17 protein-coding genes are annotated in these 18,856 nt (G+C 48.1%); 2 read left to right on the top strand and 15 right to left on the bottom strand.

What is annotated here, in order from left to right; translation table 11 throughout:
- Positions 1-63 precede the first annotated feature (63 nt).
- The 5 genes from ACFSX3_RS00640 to ACFSX3_RS00620 all read right to left on the bottom strand — a co-directional run bounded on the left by ACFSX3_RS00640 (position 64) and on the right by ACFSX3_RS00620 (position 6,868).
- Positions 64-843 carry a response regulator transcription factor gene (locus ACFSX3_RS00640; RefSeq protein ID WP_209992450.1) on the bottom strand — a complete coding sequence of 260 codons (780 nt, stop codon included), beginning with the start codon at positions 841-843 and terminating at the stop codon, positions 64-66.
- A gap of 78 nt (positions 844-921) precedes the next feature.
- Positions 922-2,481, bottom strand: a complete 1,560-nt coding sequence (locus ACFSX3_RS00635) for an ABC transporter substrate-binding protein (RefSeq protein ID WP_379312500.1) — start codon at positions 2,479-2,481, stop codon at positions 922-924.
- Between the two features lie 18 nt (positions 2,482-2,499).
- On the bottom strand, positions 2,500-4,941 hold the full coding sequence (locus ACFSX3_RS00630; protein WP_209992451.1) for a glycoside hydrolase family 2 TIM barrel-domain containing protein: 2,442 nt from the start codon (positions 4,939-4,941) through the stop codon (positions 2,500-2,502).
- Between the two features lie 53 nt (positions 4,942-4,994).
- Positions 4,995-5,663 (bottom strand): carbohydrate ABC transporter permease, encoded by a 669-nt coding sequence (locus ACFSX3_RS00625; RefSeq protein ID WP_339224155.1) that lies wholly within the window; start codon positions 5,661-5,663, stop codon positions 4,995-4,997.
- Positions 5,664-5,893: 230 nt separating this feature from the next.
- Entirely contained in the window at positions 5,894-6,868 is a 975-nt protein-coding gene (locus ACFSX3_RS00620) for an ABC transporter permease (RefSeq protein ID WP_209992452.1), read from the bottom strand.
- Between the two features lie 200 nt (positions 6,869-7,068).
- Between ACFSX3_RS00620 and ACFSX3_RS00615 the strand changes: the two genes are divergently transcribed.
- Positions 7,069-7,923: a helix-turn-helix transcriptional regulator gene (locus ACFSX3_RS00615; protein WP_379312498.1), complete on the top strand. Its 855-nt coding sequence runs from the start codon at positions 7,069-7,071 to the stop codon at positions 7,921-7,923.
- Positions 7,924-7,936: 13 nt separating this feature from the next.
- Complete coding sequence (locus ACFSX3_RS00610; protein ID WP_209992453.1) at positions 7,937-8,716, top strand: helix-turn-helix transcriptional regulator; 780 nt, start codon at positions 7,937-7,939, stop codon at positions 8,714-8,716.
- Between the two features lie 61 nt (positions 8,717-8,777).
- Here ACFSX3_RS00610 and ACFSX3_RS00605 read toward each other — a convergent pair whose 3' ends face one another.
- From ACFSX3_RS00605 to ACFSX3_RS00560, 10 genes are all read right to left on the bottom strand, one after another.
- Positions 8,778-10,310, bottom strand: a complete 1,533-nt coding sequence (locus tag ACFSX3_RS00605; protein ID WP_209992454.1) for a carboxylesterase/lipase family protein — start codon at positions 10,308-10,310, stop codon at positions 8,778-8,780.
- Positions 10,311-10,479: 169 nt separating this feature from the next.
- Positions 10,480-10,968 (bottom strand): LURP-one-related/scramblase family protein, encoded by a 489-nt coding sequence (locus ACFSX3_RS00600; RefSeq protein WP_209992455.1) that lies wholly within the window; start codon positions 10,966-10,968, stop codon positions 10,480-10,482.
- Positions 10,969-11,018: 50 nt separating this feature from the next.
- A complete protein-coding gene (locus ACFSX3_RS00595; RefSeq protein ID WP_209992456.1) occupies positions 11,019-11,729 on the bottom strand; it encodes a 2Fe-2S iron-sulfur cluster-binding protein in 711 nt (236 codons plus the stop codon).
- Positions 11,730-11,745: 16 nt separating this feature from the next.
- The gene (locus tag ACFSX3_RS00590; RefSeq protein ID WP_209992457.1) at positions 11,746-13,401 is read right to left on the bottom strand and encodes an FAD-dependent oxidoreductase; all 1,656 of its coding nucleotides are present in this window, start codon (positions 13,399-13,401) and stop codon (positions 11,746-11,748) included.
- 51 nt (positions 13,402-13,452) lie between these two features.
- Complete coding sequence (locus tag ACFSX3_RS00585) at positions 13,453-13,989, bottom strand: hypothetical protein (protein WP_209992458.1); 537 nt, start codon at positions 13,987-13,989, stop codon at positions 13,453-13,455.
- 29 nt (positions 13,990-14,018) lie between these two features.
- Positions 14,019-14,708 carry a 4'-phosphopantetheinyl transferase family protein gene (locus tag ACFSX3_RS00580; RefSeq protein ID WP_379256779.1) on the bottom strand — a complete coding sequence of 230 codons (690 nt, stop codon included), beginning with the start codon at positions 14,706-14,708 and terminating at the stop codon, positions 14,019-14,021.
- A 41-nt stretch (positions 14,709-14,749) separates the two neighbouring features.
- Positions 14,750-15,898 carry an ABC transporter permease gene (locus ACFSX3_RS00575; protein WP_209992460.1) on the bottom strand — a complete coding sequence of 383 codons (1,149 nt, stop codon included), beginning with the start codon at positions 15,896-15,898 and terminating at the stop codon, positions 14,750-14,752.
- Positions 15,895-17,028: an ABC transporter permease gene (locus tag ACFSX3_RS00570; RefSeq protein WP_209992461.1), complete on the bottom strand. Its 1,134-nt coding sequence runs from the start codon at positions 17,026-17,028 to the stop codon at positions 15,895-15,897. Before ACFSX3_RS00570 ends, ACFSX3_RS00575 begins: the two co-directional genes overlap by 4 nt.
- 29 nt (positions 17,029-17,057) lie before the next feature.
- Positions 17,058-17,981 (bottom strand): ABC transporter ATP-binding protein, encoded by a 924-nt coding sequence (locus tag ACFSX3_RS00565; RefSeq protein ID WP_209992462.1) that lies wholly within the window; start codon positions 17,979-17,981, stop codon positions 17,058-17,060.
- Positions 17,982-18,018: 37 nt separating this feature from the next.
- On the bottom strand, positions 18,019-18,849 hold the full coding sequence (locus ACFSX3_RS00560; protein ID WP_209992463.1) for a thioesterase II family protein: 831 nt from the start codon (positions 18,847-18,849) through the stop codon (positions 18,019-18,021).
- Between the last annotated feature and the right edge of the window lie 7 nt (positions 18,850-18,856).

The following is an 18,856-nucleotide window of genomic DNA, read 5'->3' as shown; positions in this document are numbered from 1 at the left end:
ATTGACAACGCTCACATTTTTACTTCACTTATCCGGCATTGACAAAAATCCCAGTACTGCGCTTTAACTGCGCTTATCTCGCAGCTCCAGCCCTGCGGCTCCGCAAGCTTCTTCGCCACTCGCCGGATACTCCAGTTTGCCCTCATCGCGGTAAGCGCCCGGCGTCATTCCTGTATACTTCTTGAAGACTTTGGTGAAATAGTGCTTGTCCTCGAACCCAACCTTCTTGCCGATAGCGTTCGCGGATAGCCGGCCATGGGACCTGAGCAGCCTCTGGGCCTCCTTGATGCGAAATCCGTTCAGATAATTGACAAATGTATCGCCAGTCACTCTTTTAAACAGACTGCTGATGTATTTCGGATGAAGGCTCATCAATTCGCCCAGATGGTCCAGTGACAGATCGTTCATATAATGGGTTTTGGTATACGCCAGAATGCGCTTCGCATGGTTCGAGTATTCCGGGTCGGCTTCAGAGGGAAGCTCCTGTTCAATCCGCTCCAGCAGAGCGGCAATCTCATCCTTGCCCAGCGGCTTCAGCAGATAATCCATCACTCCTGTGCGGAGCGCTCTGCGGACATATTCAAATTCATCGTAGCCCGTCAGAATGATGAAACGGTCACACAGTCCGCTCTCTCTGGCCGCCTCGATGAGCTCGAAGCCATTTTTCTCCGGCATATGAAGATCTGTAACCGTCACATCCGGCATACACTCTGTCATGAGCTCCAGAGCCTCAAACGCATTATCTGCTCTGAAAACTTCCGTCCCGAGCGGAGCCGCCTCCCCGATAATTTTCACCAGCCCGTTAAGGATCAACGGTTCATCGTCTACGATCAATACTCTCATATCTGTCCCCTTCCTCCTGCTGTAATGATGAAAGCAAAATAAGGTAGAGGCATGACGCCTCTACCGGTTGTCCTTGGCTTACTTGAACAAATCCTTCTTCTTCTGATACGTGTCGTTGGCCCAGTCCACCAGCTGCTGCAAGCCCAGGCTCTCAGCAGTCTTCACCAGATTCTCGTAACTTGCCACCGCTTCCGTTTCAGATTTTGCCAGGTATACCTTGACCTTTTCATTTTTGATCATCTCGTCGATTTTGGTCTTGAGCGTTTTCTCCGCAGAATCCGGTTGTGTCTGGATCAGGCCGAGCTGCGGCTTGTAGGTCGTGATCGCTTTCGTCTCCATCAGCGCCTGCGTCTTCTGCTTGCCCGGCACATATCCCCTCAAGCCTTCCATTACGCCGTCGTTGTACAGTACCCACCAACCTATGCCGTTGGCATTCATGAAGTCTTGATCAGATGAATCGTACTTCAGATCCGGATGCCCCTCTTCGTTCCATGTCCAGTGCTCGCCTTCCACCCCGAACATCGTCAGCTTCCGGCCTTCGTCGCTGGCCAGGTACTGGAGAAGCTTGATCGAAGCCTCCGCGTTCTTATTCTTCTTGGTGATGAAGGTGCCGGCGAAGCCCAGCCCTGTGCTAACCTTCTTGGCTTCTTTCGTCAAAGCGCTCGGCAGCATCTTGAAGGTAAACGTACCGTTGTTTTTCTGAATGGCGCTGTTGTCCGTATCCGCAGTACCTACAGTGTGGCCGTGGGCGAACGCTTTGCCGCTTGTCGCATACTGTTCATCGACCTGATCATTGGCAAATGCAAAGTTCTCGGCCAGTATGTAGCCGTTGCGGTACAAGCTGTTCATAAATTTGAAGAACTCCAGCATTTGCGGCTGTCTGATGTAATAATCCACTTTCCCGTCATGCTCGTACCAATTGTCAAACAGAGCCTCGGCCCCGAACTGCTGGAGAAAATACTGCTCGATCCAGTTTTTGTCCATGACCAGCGGTACCATATCGGGATATTTCTCCTTGACCCTACCGAGCACCTTCACGAAGTCGTCCAGTGTCTTAATCGGGGGATTTCCCAGTTCCTTCAGGATATCTTCACGCACCGCAATCCCCGGATTGCCGTCCCCGCCAAGGGCAAATTTATTCTGGGCCATCTCTTCTTGGGTGGCAAAAGCATTGCGGACCGTATAGAAGTTACCGTCATCCATCGTATTGATCGCAATTCGGGTGGGTTCTAGCTTGAAGTCCGGCGCATATTGCTCGATCAGCTCATTCCACGAATAGGACAGCTTGGAATCTGACATCCGGCCTACGTTGCTGGAGGTGAGCACCAGATCCGGCAGATCGCCGGAAGCAATCATCAGCGGAAGCTGCTTGTCGTCTGTGGCTACGGTTACATTCAGCTTAACGCCAGTCTGCTCGGTGATTTTCTCCGCGATCGGCCCCTTCCACTCCTTGGTTGCCCACCAGGGAAAATCAATGAACAGGGATAATTCCTTCACAGCTCCAGCTCCGGCTGTTGCGGCCGCACCCTCCTGCTTGGTACCCTCGCTATTGCCTCCGCCGCAGGCGGATAGCAGTCCCAGGGCCAAGGTAACTGCCATTGTTGCCACAAGCGTCATGCGGCTGGTTGTCTTTGTCAATGTAATCCCTCCGTATCATTATTTAACAGGAATATCCAGACTTACCGGCTCAAGCCCGTCAGCGCTGACTGTGAGCGTGGAGATTCCTGGCTCATATCCTGCACGGACAACGGCCAGCAGTCTGCCTTTGAAGGAAGTGAAGTGGCCTGTCGTATAATTCTCAGTTGTCTGCGGTCTGCCGGTGCCGAAGGCAGCCAGCGTAGCCGCACCTTCTACCCGGGTAGTCGCCACAAGCGAGGCCTCCGGCACACAATTACCGGCTGCGTCTATTATTTCAACAACCGCGTAACAGAGCGATTGTCCATCTGAGGCAAGCTCTTCTGTCTCCGGAACAATCCGGATTCCCGCAGGTTCTCCCGTGGAATGAAGCACATCGCTCGAACCTTTGCTGCCTTGGGTATAACTCACAGCCTCCAAGATGCCCGGCATATAGGTAAGAACAAACCGTGCCTTGAAACGGTTAACCTTGCCTGCGGGTTGTCTGCCCAAGCTTTTACCATTCAGAATCAATTCAACTTCCTCGGCCGCCGAGTAGACTTCGACAGTAACAGGTTCGCCTTCGTACCCGCTCCAGCTCCAGGCGTGCTCGCATTCCGTCCAACCCCATCCGCTCATCAGCTCTGTTTTGCCGTAGTTTTGGGGATGATGGGAGGCAATAAAGGTTTCGTCAGAGCCCCAGACAATCCGCCGATAAGCAAGCTGGGGGCGGGCGAAGCCGCACAGATCGAAATCCGCGTCATAAGACAGACGCCATGGATACGGGGACTCAGGCAATTTTTTCCGTTGTTCATCCGCCTGGTCCGGTTCCGTATAGATCGTTTTGCCAAGGCCCGCTTCCCCGATATAATCGAAGCTGGTCCAGTTGAAATCGCCTATTATATAAGGATGACGCTCCACGCCTTCCCAATATTTATCCATATCTCTGGCTATACTCTCGGTTGAGCAGATCACCCGGTCAGGGTATTTGTGGGCAGCGGCATCGAATTGATGAATCAGATAATTGTAGCCGACAATATCCAGCGGAGCGCAGAAGGCTTCCGTATAGCCATCCCACACCTGCTTGCCGAACTCCGTGTCAAAGTTGACGAAGCCTGCCGACTCCTTGGGCGGATTCTTGAGATCATCATAAAACCGCTGCTGATCCTCATCCTCCAGCCCGCTGAAGAAGGTGCATACCGCGTTGGTAACCGGACGGGTCGGGTCCAGCTCCCTTACCCATGCCGCCAGTCGGGCAGCCCATTCATATCCGCGGGATAACCCCCCGCGCTCGTTGACTTCATTGCCTGTGGACCACATGATAATACTGGGATGATTGCGGTCCCGAACAATAAAAGCCTCTATGTCAGACTTCCAGTTCTCCTCAAAATATAAGCTGTAATCATGCGGGTTCTTGTCCATCGTCCACATATCGAAGGCTTCATTCATAACGAGCAGGCCCAGCCGGTCACAGGCATCCAGCATATCCCTTGACGGCGGATTATGGGCGCAGCGAATGGCATTATACCCGTTGTCCTTATGCAGCTTCATTTTGCGGTATTCGCTGTCCCTGTAGGAAGCGGCTCCGAGAATCCCGTGATCATGGTGCACACAGCCGCCTTTCAGTTTCACAGTGCGTCCGTTCAGCATTAGACCATTCTTCACATCTACGGTGAGTGTACGGATGCCGAATAGTGTGCTATCGCTGTCATAGTGCTTATCGCTTCCATTCAGAGATGCGGTAATCCGGTACAGATTCGGGGAATCAATATCCCATAACTCGGCATGTTCAACAGCGACTGTTACCCTGCCAACGGCCTTCTGCGCTGCCGGTACATAGACTTGCACTCTGCCGCTTCCCGCCTCACCTCCTACGGCTTCCTTCTCCAGCTTAAGGTCTACCCACACACTGGCAGGGGTATCCGAATGATTCTCTACCGTGGTCTCCACAATAACAAAGGCTGTGCCGTTGACGATATGCGAGGTATGGGCGTATATTCCCCAAGGAACGATATGCAGCTTAGAACTGGTCAGCAGATCCACATGACGGTACAGGCCTGAACCCGTATACCAGCGGGAGTTAGGCTGTGCGGCGTTATTCACCGTAACCGCGAGCCGGTTTGCCTGGCCCGGCTTGATATAGGGAGTGAGATCAGCATGAAATGGCGTATATCCGTAATGATGCTGGGCTACAGTATGTCCGTTAAGCACCACAGTGGTGTTCATATAAGCGCCGTCGAATTCGACCACGACCCGTTGTCCCTGCGCCTCTTCCGGTATGTCCAGCATCTTGGTGTAAGTTCCTATGCCTCCGCCGTAATAGCCTGTGGCTCTCCCTCCGGGCGCATCCGCCCAGGTGTCCGTTTCAATCGTGAAGTCATGTGGCAGATGAACGATCCGTGGTTGTTCATCTCCCTTGCGATGAATGTGGAACGGTTTCCCGTGTTCAAACTCCCAGTTTCGGTCCAGATTTTCTCTAAGCAATTCCTATCTCTCCCTGCTTCTTTTCTATTGTTTTTTCAATCTCAGCCTATTTATCAGCCTTTCACAGAGCCGAGCATGATCCCGTGTACAAAATACTTCTGCAGGAACGGATACACGCAGATGATCGGCAAGATGGAGACGACCATCGAGGTGACCTGCAAGGAAAAGCTGGTAACTCCGCCGCCAGGCCGGTTGGCCACAGCCACCGAATCCATTGGGGCGTTGCTCTGATTGATGACTTCCATCATGCGGAAGGTAAGCGTCCTCAGATTCTCGGATTGTACGAAATAAGCGGAATCCAGCCAGGAGTTCCACTGGCCCACACCCATGAACAGCGCCATTGTAGCCAGCAGCGGCATGGAGACCGGCAGGATGATCCGGAAGTAAATAACGAATTCCCCTGCGCCGTCCATGTGGGCGGATTCCTTCAATTCTCCGGGAATTTCCCGGAAGAACGAGATGGCGATGAGCAGGAAAAAGGTGTTCAGCATAGAGGGTACAATGTACACGCCGAACGAATTCAGCAAGCCTAACGAGCGAAGCACCACGTAATACGGAATCAGACCGCCGGAGAAGTACATCGCAAATATAATCAAGGTGAAATAGAATTTACTGAACAACAGATCCCGGTGAGACAGCGCGTATGCTACCAGACTGGTGAGCAGCAGTCCGAGCGCAGTACCCGATACTGTCCGGGCCACAGTAACCAGAAATGCCTTCATCCATTTGGGGTCCTCCAGAAAAACTCTGTAATTCTCGAAGGTTATATTCCGTGGCCATAAATACATCCCGCCCAACAATGTGTCTGATCCCTTGTTAAACGAAGCGATTAATACATAATAAAAGGGGTAGAGCATAGCTAGCCCAATAATGGAAAGAAGCACATATATCGTACTGTCCATCACGAGATCTTTTTGTTTTTGACTCTTGAGCACAACTCCCGCTCCTTTCCCTAGAATAGACTTGAGCCAGAGACTCGCTTCGCAATGAAATTGCTGGAAAAAATCAATATAACCGAGATTACAGACTGGATTAAATCAATCGCACTTGCATAAGAGAATCGTCCGTCGCTTAACCCCACCTTAAACGCATAGGTCTGCACAATCTCCGATGTAGGATTATTGATACTGTTCCCCAGCAGATAAGCTTGCTCAAAGTTAGAGCCTACCAGCCCGCCTCCAAGAATGCTGCCGATGGTCAGAACCAGCACGACAACGATGGTCCCCTTCATTCCCGGCAGTGTGATATGGCGGATACGGGCCAGCCTTCCTGCCCCGTCAATCTCTGCGGCTTCATAGAGAGAAGGATTGATGCCTGTAATAGCCGCCAGAAAAATAATCGTCCACCAGCCCATCTCTTTCCACACAGCACTCCCCACAGCCAAGCCCCAGAAATAATTGGGACTCGTCAGAATATTAAGCGGCTGGTCGATGAACCCCGCTTCCAGCAGCGCTCTATTCACAAGACCGATGTCTGCGGACAGGAACGCATAGGAGACCCCCACAACCACAACCCATGAAATAAAATGGGGCAAATAGCTGATCGTCTGGACAAACCGCTTGAACGGCATACTCTTCACTTCGTTCAGCAGAATGGCCAGTATAATAGGGGCTGGAAAAGCGAAAATCACCTTTAAGAAACTGAGCACAAGTGTATTCCTGACGATCTTGCCGAATTGATAATCATGTACAAATTCATCGAAATACCTTAGTCCCACCCAATCACTGGTAAAAATGCCCTTGATACCGTCTGAAATGCTGTAGTCTTTAAACGCCATCAGAATACCGAACATCGGCGTATAGGAAAAAATGACCAGAAATATCATGCCCAGCGCGACAAATAAATGGAGCACCCTTTGTTTTTTGAACCGCTTCCATATTTGGTCCCGGTTGGTCAGCGGACCGGTTACGTTGCTTTCAAGCTGCATTTTCGTTCCTCCTTTATCTGTAGTTTAGCTTTTCCGGGGACGGCGGCGTAAGCTGATATTTTCTAGAAAGCGTTGTCATTTTTATATATCAGGCACCGCTTTCTAAAACTAAAATATATTATTCTTCTCATTATAATGATCAATATCCCTTGACGAAATAATAATATTATACTATTACTAAAACTATATTAAGATTTTATATGGTAGAGGAAAGGCGGGTAGAGGATCACATGCGAACCTATTGCTTACCCAATTTTACAGAATTCCGGTTTTTCTGCTTTCCGCACTCCTTGGGTAACTTCATCCAGCCGGACGACCATAACGTGAACCGGCCGAATGGTGTCAGAGATTTCAGTTTGCATTATATCGCCAGTGGAAGTGGGTTCATTGAAATAGAGGATAGAACCTTCACATTAGGCGCAGGAGATGCTTTTCTCCATTTTCCGAACGACCGTATGCGTTACTACTGCTCGGAGTCGGACCCGTGGAATATCTTCTGGATTCAGTTTAATGGCAGTGCACTCCCGGCTTACTTTCTGGATAACCGGTATTCCGGTTCTTCGATCTGGACGTTGAAGAATGCTTCTCTGCTACAATCGGCTTTCGAGGATTTATTTCATGAGCTTGAACACTATAATTTCCTCCGCCCCTCCCGGATCTCCACCTTAACCTATAGTGTGATCATTGAATTTGTAAGCAATTCGCTTCCATATTCATCCTACCGCAGCACCAATCACCTGGACAAAATAACCGCGCTATTGCCCGAAATGCAAAAAAAAGCCCACCTTCCCTTTGAGCTGGAATGGTGGGCAAGCAAAGCAGGACTGACACCGAATTACTTCTGCAGTCTATTTAAAAAAGCAACGAAAATGACACCGGTCTCTTATATCACCAAATGCCGGATTCAAACAAGCAAGCAATTATTGCTGGGCAACCCCTCTATGTCCATTAAAGAGGTTGCCATCGTCTCCGGGTATCCGGGAATCAGCTACTTCAACAAAAAATTCATGGAATCCGAAGGAATTACGCCAGGTGAATTCCGCGAGATTCATTAGGAGGAGAGCGCGAATGGCACTTATTCACTATGTCGAGTGCAATACGACACACGCTTCGAATTTCGTTGTAGATGTTCCCGCTGGCGCACACTGGCTCCTGGTTATTACCAAGACACCGGCGCTATTCTGGGTGCATGGCGGACTCAAGCAATACCCTGCCCACAGCGTAGTTCTCTACCAGCCGCAGCAGAAGGTGTATTATCAGGCCTGCGCCGGCCAGTTCATCAATGACTGGATTCGTTTTGAATCCAATGAACCTTATGTTACCGAATCTCCGCTTCCCTTAGGTATCCCCTTTGCGCTTAGCGACCCTGACTATTGCCAAAAGCTGCTTGAGCTGCTCGCCAGCGAGCATCATATGGGCGGGGACTGCAAAGCCTCCTCCATCGATCTGCTCCTGCGCGCGCTGTTCAACAAGCTGTGGGAATCCTATTTTCAGGACAATATTACCCCGCAATACTACAAGCTGCTGAAGCTGCGCACGTTAATTCAGACTAACCCGGGAGAATACTGGACCGTCTCCAGAATGGCCGATGTGCTTGAGATCAGTCCAGGCTATCTCCAGAGTATCTACAAAAAAAACTTCGGACTCTCCTGCATGGAGGATGTCATCAACAGCCGGATTCGCATGGCCAAGGAGTACCTGATCCACAGCACCGAGAGCATCGCCGAGGTCGCTGCAAGGTGCGGCTATCCGAATGTGGAGCATTTCTGCCGGCAATTCAAGCAGGTGACCGGGTACACACCACGAAATTACCAGCGACAGGCCAAGGCCGGGGCTTCGCCGCCGTGACTTCAGAGCCTATCAGGCTTCCGGCCGCTGCCCGTCAGCAGTTGGCTGAATCACATCCGCCTCAGACCGGGCTACCAGCCTTCTTAAAATACTGCTGCACCAGAAAATTCATGATCTCACCCGGCTGTTCTTTGGAAAATTCAGCCTTGTCTGCGAACAGCATCCCGTAAGGTGCTTCCGGGGTGTACGGCTCCCAGCGCGGCAATTCTTCGCCTGTGGAATCCGGTCCGTTCGGGTCACCGGTACGAATGAAGTGTGCGGTGTAATTGCACATCTGGCGGGCCAGATCGTAATGCTTGCCGACAAACGGCCGCCAGCACTTGGCCAGCGTCTCGAAGAAGAACCACAGATCCACAGAGTGGAAGGTGCCCGGATTATCCCAGCCCGGAATCTCGGCATCGAAGTTATAGTAATAGAGCGGCGTTTCTCCTCCGGTATCCGCGTTCGCCTGCGCGGCAATACGAATCGCGTATTCGATCCCGCTTACCGCTGCCCGCTCCGCCGCTTCCTGAACGGCATCCGGCCGTGCGCCGCTAAGCTTCAGGAAGGTCTCCGCATCCTCCCCGAACATGTCCGCTGCAAGCTGCTTGAACTCCTCATAGGACTGCACCTTCGGAGTGCTGAAGAACTCGGAGGAGGTATGGCCGAGCATAACCGGCACCTGCAAGCGTCTATTCTGCACGAACAGATCGAACGGATTCCCCACCTGGAACTTCTGGTCGGCAACGGTGCCCCAGAACCCGCCAAGCGCTACTGCCTTGTCCCGCAGATAGACCGCATCCAGCTTCCGGGCTTCCGCAAGCGTGGATACCCCCAAATATTTGAAGAACTCGATACCATCACGTTCAGCCTCTTGCAGATCACTGCGCATAGGAGGCAGCAGCGTTCCCGGATACAGCCTGGTGAAGATACCGCTTTCAACAATCGCCCGCTGAAACAGGCCTTCGTTCTGTGGAGAGGTAAGCTGGCTCATGACACTTCCGCCACCCGCTGACTGCCCGCCGATGGTAATGTTATCCGGGTCGCCCCCAAAGGCTGCAATGTTACGCTTCACCCAGCGGGTAGCCGCTTGCTGGTCAAGGTTGCCGAAGTTAGCGGGCGCCTCGGGCGATTCAGCCGTAATCTCGGGATGGCAGAGGAAGCCGAAGATATTCAGCCGGTAATTAATAGTCACAACTACGATACCTCTGCGGGCAATCCGTTCGCCGTCGAATTCCATCTCTGCCGGATGGCCCACCTGCAGCCCGCCGCCGAAATACCATACATAGACGGGGAGCTTCTCGTCCGCCTGCTTGGCCGGAGTCCACACGTTCAGATACAGGCAATCCTCGCTCATCGCAATGTCCGGCTCGACCGCCCATTCACGGGTATAGATATTGTTATCATCCAGCTCCTGTCTGACCTGCATGGAGACCGGTGCGAACTCGTGGGCTTGCAGTACACCTTCCCAGTCTTCGGCAGGCTGCGGTGCCCGCCAGCGGTTGCCGCCTACAGGCGGAGCCGCAAACGGTATTCCCTTGAAGCTCGTAATCCGGGGATCGGCTGCGGGCAAGCCTTTGACCGTACCGTTCTCCACATTGACCAATCTAAGCATATTACCGTCTCCTTTACATGCACATAGTTGCTTACCCCCAAATTCTAATAGACCCCCTGGCCCAAAACAATGATCTAAGCAGGATCGTAATTGATCTATTCTAACATGCCGGCGCACGCCAAAAACCCTCTCCGCCCGGAGAGGGTCTACCTGAAAGGATTGTTAATAGCTACTGATTAGAAGACGAGGCTTCATCACTCTTCACACAGTCAATGGCGACCACAATCGCGATGATGATCGCCTCCAGCTCCTCATTCCATACTTGCACACTGTAGCTGTCTCCCCAGGTGAACCACTTCTTGCTCACTTCCCCGACGACCGCCCCGCGCTGCAAAACCTGGAAATCCATATCCCACCAGTTCCCGTGCACCTCAATATCCGCCGAATCTATCGAATAACGCGCCTTGAAGAACGACAGCTCCTTCTTAATTGTGAGCACCTCACGGCCATCCGCTTCTACGAAGAACTTGGGCAGGAAGCTGAACACCTTCTTCGTAATCTGTGCAACTTCCCTTCCGCCTGCATTCATAATCGAGAAGGTCTTTGGAATCCGCATGAAGCTGCCCTCTACGTAATACACATCCTGTTCCCGCTCATCCTTCACCGTAAACTTCTCGCCTATGCTGAATATCTTTTGCTTGATGTAGAGTTGTTTCATGGTGTGTCCTCCGCTATAGTAGTTTGTTAATGCAATCTATCCGTTGCAGCTTATCCATGTTTCCCAAACATGTTCCACATTCCCCAGACCGATACTCTATTCATTTTGGAGATCGCCTCCACAATCGGAATGTCCATGGGGCAAACCTCCTGGCAGGCAAGAGATTTGGAACAGCCATCATATACTCTTTGGGTATATTGTTTTTTATAGGCTTTGTCCTCACTTAATAAGGTCAGATTAGTCATCGACATCGCGGAGGACATTCCAGTAAATAACTCACCCAGGCTATAATTGGGGCAGACCTCCAGACAACTGCCGCACATCAGGCATTGGGACACTTCATATTGCAGCGTTAAATTGGCGGTTCTAACCTTTGCCGGATCTTCCAGCCATAGCTTCATGTCCTTCATCACTTCGAACATTTGACTCCGGTCCACTGCCAAATCGCTTATGACCGGGAATTTACTTAGGGGATGAATCGTAATTTCATTGTGCTCTTGTACCAGATCATCGCAAAATAATTGGCAGGACAGTACCGGCTTCTCATTAACCACCATTGCACATGCTCCGCACAGTCCCTGTTCACAGCTGCAGTCCCAGCGGATGGGCCGTTCTCCCTCGTCCTTTTCCAGCATTTCACTATTCAAATTATTAATTAGAGTCCCTATGGATACATGTAATTCACCCGAGTATTCAAAGCTCTGCCAGTATGCTTCCTTCGCCCCATTTTCCTGCCGCTTGATATTAATCCTGATACTCATAGTACTGCCTCTTTTCTTAATTAAACTCAATGCAGATACTATTATTCAGAAATACTGCATTCGTAGATTTCTTGAATTGTGTATCATTTTTTTCACTATAATCGATTCTCTGATGTGCCCCCCGGCTCTCTTTTCTAGCCAATGCCGACTCGACCATTCCCCTTGCCAATAAAATATTGGCTGATAATGTTTTGTATTCATAAAAATGATGATGATACCATGACTGTGCGGTGTCGTTGTTCATTTCCTCCAGCCTTTTTTTGGCTTCAAGCAGCTGTCTCTCTTTTCTATATATACCCATGGCGCCATACATAAGCTCTGATAATTCTTGTTTGATCTGAAAATAGCCTTTTATAGAAGTATTCGCCCTCTTCTCCCAATGCTGCAGCTCCTGATTTGCTGTCTCCAGCTGCTGTTCACCTATTTTGTCTGCGGCAGCAGTATCCATTGGGCTGACCATTAGAGAGCTTTCCGCTGCAACCCATCCTCCACAAATCGCGCCTAATAACGAATTTCCGCCCAGTCTGTTTGCCCCATGATATTGAGCGGAGCATTCTCCTGCGGCAAAAAGTCTCGCTAGATTCGTTGTGTGATTCTTATCCGTCTTGATTCCCCCCATAAAGTAATGAATCCCTGGAGCAACTGGAATGGGTTCCTTATACGGGTTGACCTTTAAGAATTTCGAACAGATGCTGACAACCTCGTCTAACTGTACATCAATAATTTCCGGGGACAGATGAGAGACATCCAAATAAACCTCCTGGCTCCCGTTAATGCCCAGCTTCATCTCATTACATACTTTATAGATACTCTGACTCACCACATCACGCGGCATTAAAGCCCCATATCCCGGAAACCACTCCTCCATGAAGTACCAGGGCTGCCCCTCTTTGATGACGTACAATCTTCCTCCGACGCCACGTGCAGCCTCCGTAATCAGCATACGTTTGGAAGGGGTATGTACTGTCGTAGGATGATATTGAATCATCTCCAGATTCGAAAATTCGACCCCTTGTTCAAGCAGCATTCCCGCGGCATAGCCATCATTTAATCTGGAGCCGGTAGTTTTTCCGAAAACGCCATTCGGCCCTCCGACGGCCATAATCACAGCATCGGCAACCAGACTTTTCAATTCGTTCGTGTTTTCGTGCAACAGAACAGCACCCGCACATTCCTGACCCTCGATTAATAGGGAGTGGAATCTCCAACCCACCAGACGCTTGATTTGGCCAGAAGCTTCATATTTCCGGCATTTAGCTATGATAGCTGTGGCAATTTGTTTACCGGTACGCGCACCGGCGTAGGCAGTACGTTTCTTTTTTTGTCCGCCGAAATTCCGTAAATCCACTCTGCCCTTCTCATCCCGGGTGAAATTCACACCGATTTCTTCAAGCCAGCGGATGATCTCCGGAGCCCTCTGTACCAGATTAACCACGGCTTCAGGGTCATTAAGATCACTGCCTCCCCGCATGGTATCCTCAAAATGCTCATTTATCGAATCATCTTCTTGTTTGGTATTCAAGGCAGCATTAATTCCGCCCATGGCCATTACAGACTGTGCTCTCTCTGAATAAGCCGGTGACACCAAGGTAACAGCTGCTCCTTCTTCCACAAGCTTCAGCGCTGCCGTCATTCCGGCCAGGCCACTGCCCATTACAAGTATATTCTTCATCCGAATGCTGACACTCCTCTCTCTCCCCAGACAACAGCTTCACCCAGCTGTCTATGCTGCCCAGAACATAATTTGGGAACCCATATACATCACCAGCACCAAGGCTAAGAAGACATAGGTCCCTCTGATGAAGAGCGGGTAATTCTCCCGTTTTTTAATGACTCCCATGGATATAAAGAGCTTGGGCACGCTGATGGCCATATGTAGGCCTACAGTTAAGAGAAACAAAAACTCTGCCGAAACATAAATAATATTAAACATAGTCCCGTCTATCCTTTTACTTAATTCAATCACCAGGATATGCACCAATAAAAATATCCCTGTGAAAATACCTGTTGCGGACTGGATTACAGTGCCCATATTCAGCTGCGGATATTGTTTGGCTTGTTTATCCCTTTGGCGATTTTTCACCATCAGGAAGATAGCGGAAAGCATATGGACGGACATGACAATGGACAGAATTCCGCCGATTGTCATATGAATATATCCATACGGCATGATTCCTGCGTAATAGATACAGGCCACTATAAGATGTATCAAAAAAAACAAAGTGCTTAATGCTCCGGAAATCGCAACTATTTTCTTCATGCCAGGAACTCCTTACCAGATTTTATCCATTAACTTTCACTCTTAATATAGGCTACAAGGTCATGAAGTGATATTTTTTCCATATTGATATGATCAGGTGTGCTTACGCAAACGGCAAGCCTGTAATTATCCTGTAGCAAGTAACGGTAAAAATAAACTGTATGGTCTTCTTGGGAGCAGAGCTGTACGGTTTCTCCATTAATCATGAAATAAAATGAGTTCAGCGGCTTACTCAGCCCGACTCCCAAAAACTTAATATAACTTTCTTTTAACGTCCAGAAATCATACAGCGAATGAACCTGCTCTCTTATTTCCCGAGAAATGATATCCTCATATTCTTTGGCATGGAAGAAGCGTTTAGCAATATCCAAGTCAATGTCCCGAATTTCTTCAATATCTATTCCAATATCCTCAGTATCCAATCCGCAGACTACATACTTTCCAGAATGAGATATATTGTAGAATATCTCATTCTGATCCTTTACATAAGGTTTTCCGTATGGATTTTTGTCAAATTCAATGTCTTTCATCGTAACTCCAGTTTTCTTCGCGATCATGAATCTGGCCAGCACTTCCCCGTACAATGTTCTTTTTCGATCTGCCTCAAATCTGAATTTGTGTATGGCTTCCCTTTTGTCTGAAGCACATGTGCCCAGTAACGTCTGATAATCTTCAGCACTTATGGGGTCTTCGATATTCATATAATAGAGTTCTGCCATAGTTATATTCCTATCCTTGTCTAGTTGAATTCGTTGCCACTTTAGGAAAGACTTCTGAATTTCTTTTCCCGCTTGCTGGTTATGATTACCGAAATGGCTAGAATCAACGCTGCCATTCCGCCAAGTAAAACCGCCTTTCCAGCTATATCCCCCAAGGTTAATCCTTGCTGTAAATCCAGAATACTTCCCATAGCCCATCTTGCCGGTGAAATATAGGAAATGGCATTGATTAATTTAGGAAACAGTTCCACCTGAATAAAGCAGCCGCCCAAGATAACAATCAGCAGGTTCGCAAAATTGGAAATCATTGAAGCAGCATCCGCCTCTTCCGTAATGGAAACATAGAATGTCCCCAAGGAGACAGCCACCATAGCCGTCAGGAAGAGAATCAAGAACAGCACACCGGGCTCCACGCCAATGGAGGTATTCGTGAAGTATTCCATGCTGAGGATTGCGGCCAGAATTTGAAAGGCGACGATGACCAAATTGCAGAGTACATTGGACAGATAATACATCCATACTTTGGCCGGAGAGAGGAAGATCCTGGAGTAAATATTGCGCTCCCTGTCAATATTAATTACATTCGCTATGGCCGAGGAATTGAAGAAAATAAACAAGATCAAAAAACCGACAAAGATATTGGAGTTGTTGTATTCCGTATACAAATCGTTAAGAGAGGTTTTCTCCACAAACTCAGAGCTGGCGATATAATTGCCTACCGCATTCTCGAATACAGCAGCATCCCCCCCTGAAATCTTGCCCAAGTTGCGTAAATTCAACAAATGATTTTTGAGGATAGCCTGAAGCAAGGTATATACGTTTTGCTCTTCGTTTCCTTTCACCACAAGATGCTCGATAGAATTATTTAACAACCCATCCTGGAATCCGCTGCTGATAACCAAGGCTGTATTTATTTTATTACTTTGAAAATTGGCCTCCACTTCATTCTCATTCATCTTGAAGACCTTGATGCCATCCAGGCCGTCAACAATTTGGGTGATGGCTTCCGAGGCCCGGGTTTTATCTCCATCCACAATGCCCACGTTAACAAAGGTTGTCGAGTAACTGACCATTTTACTGGCAATGATTAAGACGATAATCGGAGTGATGGTCATTAACAGAAAAGAAATCGGTTTATGCATTATCGTAATTCTTAAGTTATTTTTTATTAATGCATAAAATGTTCTCATGCTCTTAATTCCTCCTTCTTTTCTTTGGCAACAACTATAAATAGACTGACGAATATTAAAAGGAGAAATATGGAAGAGCTTACCCATATCATTTGGTTGTCATGCGCGTAGGTACTTTTTAAAATACCAACATTCACCCATCTTAACGGGGAGACCAACAAGACTTTGCCGAATACGCCGTCCATATCGTAAGGAAATGGTGTATACGATCCCCCGAGAAAGGAGAAAATCGGCAGAATAATCACAGACAGAATCACATCCACTTTGCCGCGCGCTTTTAATAATTGGGCCACTAACATGCCTAGAGCTACATTGAATATGGCAAATAAAACAATATACAGGTACATGAATAAAGAATAATTGCCCCAGTTTACGTCCAGGTAGGTTATTGAGAAAATAAAGGCTGGAATAAATACCACAAAGGCAAAAATAGAGTACGCGGCCAAGGAAGCGAGATAATACTTCACCCTGCTAAGTCCTGTAAGTAAAATTCTCTCTTTGATTTTGGTTCTTTTGTCCGTAAATAAATCCCCAATGGGAATCAGCATCATATACATCACCATAAGCGTTAATTCCACCACCCCATAATAATCATAGGAGCTCATGGCACTTTTGGATGGAATCAGTTCTACAGGCACTTCATACGTCGCATTATCCGCACCAATCAGTTCAATCGCTTTTTCCCCGTCAATTTTATAGGCTTCCTTAACCGTCTGGATGCTGCTGGCCACGCTTCGGAATAAGGCTACTACTCTGGCCGTATTTAACGGCTCCGATTCATTTCCGTAGACCAGGATCTTCTCCTTATCCAGGTGCACGAATACCTTTTTGTTCACCCGTGCCTCTTTTTTGCCTGCTTTCTCTGAGCCGGTGTAGCCCATTTTTATCCCGTAATCTTTTTCAATGGATACAGAGGCTGTGGTTAAGGCATCAATAACCTCGGCTGCCATTCCTTCCGATTGATTGAGCAGTGCAACATCAACCATGGTCAGGTTTGATTTGTCAGAGAAGGCTCCGGTCAGAATCGAACCGATCAGAATCATTAAAAAGATAGGGAATATCATCAAGAATAATAACCACTTTGGATTTCTGATTTGATTTTTAATGATTTTCTTTATGATCTGAAACATATGATCTTCCTTTCCTCTAGACTCTATGGTCAGTCGCGTAATTTGCGCCCTGTCAATGTCAGGAATACAGTTTCCAAAGTAACATCTGTGGTGCCGATACTTCTGATTTTCACATTTTTGCTGTTTACGTATGCAATAATTGCATTCAAATTATCATTTTCTTTCAAAGACTCCACCTGGATCAGGTTGTCATTGATTTCAACATTAACCACGCCATCAATAAGGGAGATTGCTTCCTTATCCAGTTCAAGGGCGTCATCAACAGTTAACTGCAAAGATTTCTTATCACTGATCAGATCCGTTAATTCTTTCTTTGTACCCGAAGCAATAACCTGGCCTTTATCAATAATAGCTATGCGATTACAGATCGCTTCAACTTCCTCCATATAATGTGTTGTGTAGACAATCGTCACGCCTTTCTCATTTAACCGCTGGACAGACTTCAGGATGTGGTTTCTGGACTGCGGATCAATCCCGACCGTTGGCTCATCCATAATAAGAATCTGTGGTTGATGGACCAAGGCAGTAGCAATATTCAATCGTCTTAACATCCCGCCGGAGAACGTCTTCGCTTTTTTACGTTTGACATCGGACAGGCCGGTAAATTCCAAGGCTTCATCGATTCCATTCTCCAATTCTTTCCCCTTCAGTCCATACAGCTCACCAAAGAACTTAACGTTCTCATACGCAGTGAAATTATCATACAGGGCAATGTTTTGCGGGACAAAGCCCAGCTTTCTTTTTTCATCCTCCACCTTATTTCCGAATAGCCTGATGTTTCCCGACGTCGCATGAAGCAGGCCGCATACCAGATTAATCGTGGTACTCTTGCCGGCTCCATTCGGGCCTAACAGACCAAATACCTCTCCTTTTTCAATGGACAGATTGAGTCCGTTTACTGCTGTGTAGTCACCAAATTTTTTGACCAGGTTATCGATTTGAATCACATTCATCTTTCATCCTCCACTCTTTTTAAATGGCAAGCTGGTGTTATAGTGCCTCTCTCTGAGCTTGATCCATAAGCTTATTGCGCTTATTGCCTATATCCATTAATTTATTGCGCAGATGGAACAGCAGCATATTGGGATTATCCATAAAATAAAAATGGTTCCCCTGAAAGAGGGTAAGTGCGTATTTTTGGGTGGTGTATTTCTTCCATCCCTCTAGTTCTTTCTTAGTAGCAATGCTATCCCGGTTCCCGCCATAGATATCAAATGACACCGGGACGGCTTGCGCAGTCTCAGGATTATACGTTTCACACATTTTCATGTCTTTTCTAAAGGTAGGCAGGATTAATTCCAGAAACTCTCTGTTTTCACTGAAAGCGTCCGGGATTCCGCCGAGACTGATGATTGTATCCATAAATTCAGCATCGCTCTTCAGATATAATTTGTCATTTGCGTCTTCGGTCAGACTCTCCGTGAACTTGTTCATATAGTTGGGCGCTTTCATGCTTGATATAATTACATATTCCGGTAAGTTAAGCCCCTGCTTATATATTTTTTGCGTCAGCTCATAGGAGACCAGCCCTCCCATGCTATGCCCGAACAACACGTAGGGCACATCCGTGTACTCTTTCATTTCCTGGAGCAATAGATCTGTAAGTATATCCACATTATCAATGGCCGGCTCCGTTATTCTGGCCCCTCTGCCCGGCAGTCTGACCAAGCAGGTCTCCACATCCCGCGGCATCTGCTCTTCCCAGTGCAAAAAGGTTGAAACATCCCCGCCCGCAGGAGGGAACAAAAACAAGCGTAATCTGATTTCGGACTTTTCGATGTTTCTTTTGAAAAAAAACCATGGTTTAACCTCTTGTTTCATGTTACCC

The organism is Paenibacillus rhizoplanae (genome assembly GCF_042684125.1).
In the GTDB taxonomy this organism is placed as follows: Bacteria; Bacillota; Bacilli; order Paenibacillales; family Paenibacillaceae; genus Paenibacillus_AQ; species Paenibacillus_AQ rhizoplanae.
Note: the sequence above shows the minus strand (reverse complement) of the source record. Positions and strands in the feature narration are given on the sequence as shown.